This is a genomic window from uncultured Nostoc sp., from assembly GCF_964245575.1.
Lineage (GTDB): Bacteria > Cyanobacteriota > Cyanobacteriia > Cyanobacteriales > Nostocaceae > Nostoc.
This window is the reverse complement of record NZ_CAXTNP010000046.1, coordinates 14,940-24,541: the sequence shown is the minus strand read 5'-3', so window position 1 is coordinate 24,541 and position 9,602 is coordinate 14,940. Positions and strand designations below refer to the sequence as shown.

Below are 9,602 nucleotides of genomic sequence, written 5' to 3'. Positions count from 1 at the left end.
AGGTGACTTCCGATTCTTCCCAATCACGAGTTCCAGAATTTTGATAAGCTGCCAGCAATCCCCACAATTGTTCCCCAGCAAATACAGGAACGATTACATAAGCTTTGACTTCAAATTGCTCTAAAATTTCAATGTGGCAAGGAGAATGACCTACCTTATAGATGTCATTTACAACAAAGTTTTCACCCTCAACATATCGACCTCCTTGAGTTTCTTGCAAGTGGGTATCTTCCCAGACAGTTTTGAGATCGGGGCCTACCAGTTTTACCCAAGTATGAGCTACTGATTCTGCTACAAATTCACCAGTCCAATTAGAATTGAAGCGATAGACTGCGACGCGATCGCATCGCAGTAATTGCCGTACTTCTTGAGTGGTTGTTTTGAAGATTTGTTCTACATCTAAAGATTGCCGAATATGGTTACTAATCTTGGTGACAGCTTTCTCTTGTTCTGCTATCTGAGCTAGTTTCTCAGATTTCAACCGAACTAATTCCAAATAATCTATCTGTGATTTAGCTAGGCTAAATTGCAAGCTAGTCTGAACCAAAAAGTTAACTTCCCAAGTTTCCCACACACGGGAGCTAGAATTTTGATAAGCTGCCAGTAAACCCCACAATTTATCCCCAAAGAATATAGGAACAATTATGTAAGCTTTGGCTTCAAACTGCTCTAAAATCTCAATATGGCAAGGAGCAAGTCCAACTTCATAGATGTCATTAACAATGAAGTTTTCGCCCCTAATATACCTACCTCCCTTAGTTTCTTGTAAGTAGGTATCATCCAGAACAGTCTTAATATCAGGGCCTACCAATTTTGTCCAACCAGTACCCACAGACTCAGCCACAAATTCGCCACCCCAGTCAGGGTTAAAACGATAGACTGCGACGCGATCGCATCGTAGTGATTGACGCACTTCTTGAGTGGTTGTTTTGAAGACGCTATCTACATCTAAAGATTGTCGGATGCGGCCTACTATCTTAGTAAAAGCTTTTTCTTGTTCAACTATTTGAGCTAGTTGCTCAGATTTCTTATGCATCTGTTCAAGATATTCGCCTTGTGAGATAGCCACACCAAATTGCAGCCCAATTTGTGTCACAAAGCTTTCTTCCCAAGGTTGCCAATCACGAGGCCCAGAATTTTGATAAGCTGCCAGCAACCCCCATAATTTCTCTCCAGAAAATATGGGGGCGATGATGTAAGCCTTCATTTCATACTGCTCTAAAATATCAATGTGGCATTGAGCATGACCCATTTTATAGATGTCTTTGACCACAAAGCTTTCACCCTTGGCATAACGTCCTCCTTGGGTGTCTTGTAAGTGGCTATCTTCCCACACCATATAAAAGTCAGGGCTAACCATTTTTACCCAGCCATTACCCACTGACTCTGCGACAAACTCGCCACTCCAGTCAGGTTTGAAGCGATAAACGCCGACGCGATCGCATTTTAGTAATTGACGTACTTCTTGAGTGGTTGTTTGAAAAAGCTTATCGACATTTGATGCTCGCAGAATTTTGTCGATGACTTTAGCTACCGATTTTTTTGCTAGTATACGCTGTTGTTCTTCTCTTTTGAATTCAAAACTTTGCAATTTGTAGATCAGTTCTGTTGTAATTTGGGATAGTAGACTAATTTCTACTTCTTGCCACTGGCGTGTTGAGTAGCAATGATTTACAGCCAGTAACCCCCATACTTTACCTTCTACTACAATCGGTAAACTCAAACTAGCTTTGATTTGAAATTTATCTAACAGTTGCTTTTGATAAGGGGTAAGTTGAATCTGATTGATATCGTCAATAACTATAGGTTCTATATAGTCTTGATTGGTATATAAACCAAAAATAATTCCAGGAATATTTTCGCCTAAAGTCGGTGTCCAACCTACTGTTCTTGATTCTGCTAAAACATTACCTGAATCAAGGGAAGTAAACTGATAAATTAAGGCGCGATCGCAGCCAATTTTTTCTCTAATCTGAGCTACAGTAATTTTGAGTAGTGTATCAAGTTCTGGGGCTTGGCGCATGTGAGTTGCGATGTCTTGCAACTGTCGCCGCCAAGTTTTAAATTCCTGAGCGATCGCGTTTAATAAAGATATTTCATTGCTAGCAATATTTGCTATATTAGCGCTTCCATTCAGATTTTCGACTTCAGAAACTAGATTCTGATTTTCATGGCTATTATACAAAAATGTCATGAGATTGACCTCAAGATTGGTTAGAGTAATAATTGGTTATTACGCAGTTAATAAGGAACTAGTATTTGGCTAAAAAGGATTATAAACTTTTAATAAAATAGGCCTAATCACCAATAATTAACCGTTCAATTATGAATTTTCCACATCGGAGCTTGGATAATTTTTATAGCATCCAAATTAAAAATCATCTCCTCAGAATCATTAATAAAGTATCCCTGCAAAAAAGGTGATATTTTAGGATAAAATAATTCGCTACTTGGGGGTTTCATTTGCTGAGTATTTAGCCATTCAATATCTATCAGTTGTCGCACCAAGAGTCCCAAATACTTACCGTTGTTTTCGAGAACAATCGCCATCATTTTTGAAACTAAATTTGCTCCTTGCGAAATTGGAGGATAACCTAACATTGCGTCTAAATCTACTAACCAAAGCATCTCACCGCGCCAGTTATAAATACCTAAGACACTACTGGGCATCTGAGGAACGCCACATATTTCTGGTAATGATACTTGCAAAACTTCTGTGATGTGTTGTAACGAAATTATCGCTGTATCCCTTGCTCCCAAATTAAAACTTAAAAACTTTTCCTTGGTTTCCAAAGTTATTATTCCTTTGTGCTTGATTATTGCTCTATAGCCACTATTTGCAGTTGTTCTTTAATTTTCTAGAGGCTCTAGATTAGAAAGATGTAATTCTAGTTTTTTGTTTATTTATGAAGCTTTGCTAGTTAATTAATCGCTTTAAAACTACCGCTAGCTCATCTCGATCAATCGGTTTTGATAGATAACCATCAGCGCCCAACATATTACCCCAAATTTTATCTACATCACTATTTTTTGTCGAGCAAAAAACTACAGGTATTTTGCTAGTGTTGGGATCATTTTTCAACTCTCGGCAAATCTCAAAGCCACTTTTACCTGGTAAAATTACGTCGAGAAATATGAGGTCTGGCTTATTTTTATCTATTTTGTCTTGAGCTTCTTCACTGCTTGTGGCGCTAATCACAGAATAACCTGCCTGTTGCAAGTAACGACTGATTATTTCCATATCTGTTAAGCCATCTTCAACAACTAAAACAGTATTCATGGTAATTACCCGTTAAAATTTTTAAGAATGTAAACAAATTAGAGATAAAAATCCTAAATGATGCGTGGACAAACACAAGGGGTTAGGGACTAGAGACTAGCCCCTAACCCCTTGTCATAAAGAATATTTCACAACTCAAATAGGACTGCTATAAATACAAAAATTTGTATTTGTCTAATTTTGATTCAATCCTTATATATTAGCCTCCGAAAAAGTACGTAAGGAACATAATTTAATATATGTTTTAGTTACAGATAACATCTTCAATTTTTGACAAAAAAATTAGGTGGCTTTAAGACCGCCACCTACTTGCCTCTTGTGAATTTAGATTTCTTATTTATCACCCCAGGAATTTTATGTTTACTGAGGTGGAAAAGTTTACCGATTGTAAATATTTTTGTTATGGCTATTGTTAAGGAATAGGCTCATGATGACGAATGAAATTTTCAAGTTAATCAGATTAGTTTATGATTAATTATCAAGAAAAATTATTAATCCCTACTACAAACTCCTATATTAGCTTCACTCTTGTCGATGGATACACTCGGCGCAGGTAAATATTTACGTATTATACTCATTACCTTGTCAGCGACTACAGGTTTAGTGATAAAATCTGTAGAACCGACTACCTTAGCATGAACTCTATCTAAAAGACCATCACTACCTGTTAATATAATTACTGGTGTATTGGCGAAGGCAGATATTCGTCGCAACTGAGTACAAATTTCATAACCACTGGCGACTGGCATAAGCAAATCTAAGAAAATCAGGTCTGGTTTATCCTGAATCAGGATTGGGAGAGCTTGTACAGCATCTTGAATTTTGATAAACCTTAGTCCATTGGAAGTGATAATATCCTCTAGCATTTTACAGACCAGAGGGCTATCATCTACGCAGGCTACTAGTGGAGCAATCGATTTCTTTGGTTGTGCAGTGATAGGCTTATTGTTGCCCTCCATCACTACTAAGGGCATGTCAGGTATTTCCACCAATTCGATGATTCCTTTAAGGATATAGGGAAGCAATGAACGGGTGAGTGGCAGTACACTTTGCTTCATTTTCACGGCTAAATCTCGCAGAGTTAATTTACCGTTGATTAAATTTACAAAGTTTTTGTAGACAGATGGACTTACCATCTGCTGAAGTTGTTCTGGTCGCCGTAGAACTGGTGCCAAGTCAGGAGAAAAATTTGCTAAACCTGCTTCTGACCAAATTTTCCACGAGTCTTGCATATGCTTTACAGACATTTCTGCACTTGTGAAACTCATTGGTGTTTCTAAGATAACTTCTTGGCTACGATTGCAACTTATAGAAGCAAAATTTCCTTGCAGAGCTAGGTCAAATAATAGTTCTGCTATGGTGTTTTCAGCAATAGACTGAATCTGTTCTCTCTGAATTTTCTGTTTTTTATGAAAGATTTCTAGAAGGCGATAATCCCAGTAATCTATTGATATGTCTTGCAAACGCAACTGCAATTTATCAACATCAATCTGGGGACAATTTTGAGACATCTGTCTACGCCAACGGCGGAAGGGATGAGTTCCACCTGTTGCCCAAACTATCCGTCCCAGCCGATAATAAAAAGTCCATTGGCTGCCCTTTGAACTTTTAATATTTAATTTGCCATTATATTGCAGTTGAGTACAACTTTTAAATTCATTAATTAGGTTATTTGAAAGAATAAGTTCGGAGTGGGTCATACTTTTTTCCTTGTATTAAAAAGTCAGCTATTGAAAAACCCACACTAGCTATATAGTGGTCAGCAGATACGTCAATAAGTGTAAATACATTTCGTATATAGCAGTCGAAATCAAGTTTATTAAAATCAAGAGATATAGGAAAATAGCAAAAATATTACTAAGAAAAAAGTCATCTAGTACAGAGTTCCTTCTCGGCAAACTTTACGACTCAAATAGGTCGCTATAGCCCACATCATTAAGAAAGATGCATTCAGTATTAATATATTATTTTAATAATTTTCATACGGAATTATATCCGTATAATTTCTGATTTTTTGTTTAGAAAAGATTGGCAGTATCTATCTATATTATTGAGATTGCCAATAAATGTTAAAAGTATTTATCAAAATTTACATTGATTAATGTGTCTCATTTGTAGAGAGACGCGAAATTGGACTGGGCTTCGCCCCGCTACGCTAACGTCCCGCTTCGCTAACACGTCTCTCTACATCCCTGAAAGAACTACTGATAATCCTTAATTGTATAAAGTATTTATTTAGGAGAACTTCTTTAAGGTTTGTTATGGTTTTGATAGCTCACAACAGCTGCCCTAAGATTACTTTGGTGTTCTGAAAGAAGCCGATCGCCATCGTCTTTTTCCAAACCAGTCCAGTGCATTAATAGCGCTAGCTTAACCCATTTACCACTGCGTTCTAATAAAAAACCAGCAGCTTGCCGACTTAAACCTGTGAGGTCTTGCAAAATTCGCAAAGCGCGATCGCGTAACTTTTGATTTGTTACCGCCACATCTACCATGCGATTACCGTAAACTTTGCCTAGTTTAACCATCACCCCAGTAGAAAGGATATTTAAAGCTAACTTGGTGACTGTACCAGCTTTCAGGCGAGTTGAGCCAGCGATTATTTCTGGCCCTGTCAATAGGCGAATATCAATATCAGCATCACAGTTAACTTGTTCTGCGGGAACACAGGCGATAAAAATAGTCGTGGCTCCTCGCTGACGAGCAGCATGAAGGGCACCGTGGACATAAGGCGTTGTCCCACCTGCGGTAATGCCAACTACTACATCTAGTTGGGTAATTTGTCGCCCAGCGATCGCAGCCTCACCATCTTCGATGCTGTCTTCTAAATCCTCCGAACTGCGTACCAGTGCGCCAGCACCACCAGCAATAATCCCCTGTACCAACTCTGGGGGCGTACAAAAAGTAGGTGGACACTCAGCAGCATCTAACACTCCTAACCGCCCACTTGTACCCGCACCGATATAAAATAGGCGTCCTCCGTGGCGCAAACGCTCTGCGGTGCTATCAATTGCTTGTGCCAACTGAATTTTCGCCGCCGCAACTGCCTCGACTGCCTTTTGGTCTTCGCTATTAAACAGCTCCACCAATTCCAGAGAACTGAGCTGGTCTAAGTTAAGACTGTTAGGATTTACCAGCTCGGTTAAAAGATGCCCACGTTCCTGCAAGTTTGTCATTTGTCCTTTGTCCTTTGTCCTTTGTCCTTTGTCCTTTGTCCGTTGTCATTAGTCAGTTAGCGACCAATGACCAATGACCAATGACCAATGACTAATGACTAATGACTAATGACTAATTACAACAATCCTTCCAATTTGCGACGCATCTTCTCTAGTTCAGAATCAGACAATTCTGGTTCTTCTAGTGGCTGTTGATTGAGAGGGAAGGTGTCTTCAACAGTATCCTCTTTCTGGGCATCTACTTGCCAGTCGGTTTTTTCGACGTTAAGTTCTGGGGGAGTTACAACTAAATTGCTGTTTTCTGGGATGATTTCCCATTCATATCCAGCACTTTCGCAAAATTCCTTGATTTCCTCAGCATCGATCGGCTCTGGTGTAGGTGCGGGAAAATCCTGAGCTTCTAACATCAGGGCAAAGCGGGTGGCGTCGTCTTCTGACTCGAACATCAGAATTTTATTGCGATCGCCTTCCCGAATGGTATGAATTCCCTCATTTTCCGTTCGAGCATTAAAAATTAACACAAAAACACGCATTGGTGTAATCATCTGTCTTTTTTAAGGTCTATTCATATTAAAGTTCTAGGTTGTGCCTCAGCGAAAGTCACAGGAACAATTTTCATTCTATTGGGATCAGATTTATCTGAAAACGCCAATATTATTAAGCATAAGTATTGGAATCAAGCAAATACCCTAACTTAACCAATGAGGTCTTGGGTTTAGTTGGCGTATCCTGGAAATGGCATACTGAACCAATGTGCCAGTTAATGCTTGTGTGTGCCAGCGATATCTGGCAATTAATACAGTGAAAGCAAATGACTAAATCTCCCAATCAAGATATTCTCTCCCCGTCCCCTATCCGCAAGCGTTTATGGTTGCTGGTGTTGAGTCGGGGTAGCATTGCCTTGAGTGGACTTTTACTGTTAGGAGTTGTCATTGGTATTTGGCGGTTGTGGACTTTTGTCCAAACAGAGTTAACGCCGTTGGCACAACAAAGTCTCACTACTACACTTAACCGTCCGGTAAAACTGGGAAAAGTCACACAATTTTCGTTGACGGCAGTGCAGTTTGGGGCTTCAGGTATCCCGGCGACACCCACAGATCCAGATCGGGCTACGGTTGAAACTGTGGAGGTGGGTTTTGACCTGTTACAACTAATCTTAAACCGCCACCTAAAGTTAGATGTTACCTTAGTAAACCCAAATATTTACATTGAACAGGATAACCAAGGGCGCTGGGTTTCCACTAATATAGCGCCGTCGCGTGAAGGCGCCGCTATTAAAACCGATTTAGACAAATTGTGGTTTCGCAATGCCAAGCTGGCCTTGATGCCGCAGAGGAGAGCAGGGGGAGCAGGGGAAGCAAGATCCCCCTCATCCTCCTTACCCCCTGTGGGATTTTCTCAAATCAACGGTTCTGCACAACTTTTAGCAAATAACCAGTTGATCAGGTTTGATGTGGGGGGTCAAGCAGACAGTGGTGGCAGTATTTCTATTCAGGGAGAGACGCGTTCCAGGGTGCTAGCAGGGAACTTTCAAGTGCGATCGCAAGACTTGCTGGCTGCGGATATTAGTCGGTTAATTAAGTTACCAGTGAACTTACAGGCGGGTCGAGCCAATGGCGACTTGTTAGTTAGGTTAACACCAGGACAACGGACTTTATTGTTTGGTAGTGCTGCTGTGCAAGGCGTAACAGTTCAAATACCCAAAGTCCCACAACTGTTGAGCAATAGCCAAGGAAACCTCAACTTCCAGGGAACGGAGTTGCAGTTAAACAATGTTACTAGCAACTACGGCAAAATTCCCCTAGTGGCTACGGGAATCATCGACACTCAAGCAGGCTTTAAGTTGGCAGCGCGGGTAAATGTGGTGAGTTTGGCTAATGCCCAAGAGACTCTCAAGGTAAAACTACCTGTGCCGATCGCTGGACAAGTAAAAGCTGATTTGCAGATTACCGGATCAACAAAAGAGCCAATTCTCTCAGGTACAGTTACCACAATCCAAACTGCTCGGATTGACAAAGTTGATTTTAATAGCATCAGTAGTAAGTTTGAGCTTGCGACTAGCTCCTCTTTAATTACCCTGAAAGATATTCAAGGTAAAGTTAAAGTCGGTGGTGAAATTACAGGCGCTGGCACAATTCAACTTGGTAAAAATCCGCGACTGGATATAAATTTTGCTGCCAAGAATGTTCCAGGGGATGCGATCGCAAAAGTTTATGAGATAACACCCAACTTCCAAGTCGGTAATGTCTCAGGTACAGCCCAACTAACTGGCGCTCCCACCAATGTCCAAACTGCGGTACAATACCAGGCTCCTAACGGAACTTACCCCGGAACTGGTGAAGTTGCAATCGCTCCAAATCGCACCGTCTCTTTCCGCAATGTGGCTCTGAATGTAAGTGGTGGTACAGTCCGGGCAACTGGTAGTTATGCCAATCAGCGTTGGCAAGCTGTGGCTGTTGCCTCTGGGGTAAAATTAGAACCTTTTGTAGACAAAAGTCAACTGCAAAATGTCTCTTTGGCAAAAGCACAGTTTAATGGTCGTCTCATTCTCTCAGGAAGCACAGCACCATTTAAAATTGCTACGATTCGCACTGATGGTGGAGGAGTTCAAATTGGTGGCGGTACAGTTGCAGTTTCTAATATCCAACTGCAAGACCAAAGCTTCTCTGCTCAACTTGTAGCTAATGGTGTGCGGTTGGGACAAATATTGAAACAGTCTCCCCCAGCTTTAAATAACCCATTAGCGGGTACGTTCAAAATCGCAGGCAACAGAGATAATTTTAGCCTAAAAACCCTCCGTGGCAGTGGCGAGGGTCGCCTTGCTATTGACGGTGGTACGGTTACAGCCTCTAATATTCAAGTGGCGAATGGTGTATATCAAGCGCAAGTTCAAGCAAATAATGTGCCTGTGCAGCAGTTGGCAACACTACCCAAGCAGTTCCAGGGAGCGTTAACTGCTCAGTTCAATGTAGCGGGTTCTGTTGATTCTTTTAAGCTGCAAACTATTCAAGCCAACGGTCAGGCGCAGGTAAATGTTGCGCGTGGGACTATTACAGCCTCTAATATCCAATTGGCTAATGGTGTATATCAGGCGCAAGTTCAAGCAAATAATGTCCCGTTACAGCAGTTAGCAGCAGTACCACCGC

Annotated in this window: 6 protein-coding genes and 1 pseudogene; 1 reads left to right on the top strand and 6 read right to left on the bottom strand. The window is 40.8% G+C overall.

Annotated elements, in window-relative coordinates; genetic code table 11:
- The 6 genes from ACFFAP_RS10190 to ACFFAP_RS10165 all read right to left on the bottom strand — a co-directional run.
- Positions 1–2,194, bottom strand: a 2,194-nt coding sequence (locus ACFFAP_RS10190; protein WP_375511109.1) for a GAF domain-containing protein, incomplete at its 3' end; no start/stop codon positions are given.
- Positions 2,195–2,319: 125 nt separating this feature from the next.
- On the bottom strand, positions 2,320–2,793 hold the full coding sequence (locus ACFFAP_RS10185) for a chemotaxis protein CheW (protein WP_375511100.1): 474 nt from the start codon (positions 2,791–2,793) through the stop codon (positions 2,320–2,322).
- 124 nt (positions 2,794–2,917) lie between these two features.
- Positions 2,918–3,280: a response regulator transcription factor gene (locus ACFFAP_RS10180; RefSeq protein ID WP_375511099.1), complete on the bottom strand. Its 363-nt coding sequence runs from the start codon at positions 3,278–3,280 to the stop codon at positions 2,918–2,920.
- 491 nt (positions 3,281–3,771) lie between these two features.
- Entirely contained in the window at positions 3,772–4,980 is a 1,209-nt protein-coding gene (locus tag ACFFAP_RS10175) for a response regulator (RefSeq protein ID WP_375511098.1), read from the bottom strand.
- Positions 4,981–5,529: 549 nt separating this feature from the next.
- Positions 5,530–6,456: an N-acetylmuramic acid 6-phosphate etherase gene (murQ, locus tag ACFFAP_RS10170; protein WP_375511097.1), complete on the bottom strand. Its 927-nt coding sequence runs from the start codon at positions 6,454–6,456 to the stop codon at positions 5,530–5,532.
- A gap of 116 nt (positions 6,457–6,572) precedes the next feature.
- On the bottom strand, positions 6,573–7,001 hold the full coding sequence (locus tag ACFFAP_RS10165) for a DUF3110 domain-containing protein (RefSeq protein WP_375511096.1): 429 nt from the start codon (positions 6,999–7,001) through the stop codon (positions 6,573–6,575).
- A gap of 266 nt (positions 7,002–7,267) precedes the next feature.
- On the opposite strand from ACFFAP_RS10165, the pseudogene ACFFAP_RS10160 reads away from it, so the two are divergent.
- Positions 7,268–9,602: pseudogene (locus tag ACFFAP_RS10160) on the top strand (hypothetical protein); the annotation flags it as partial.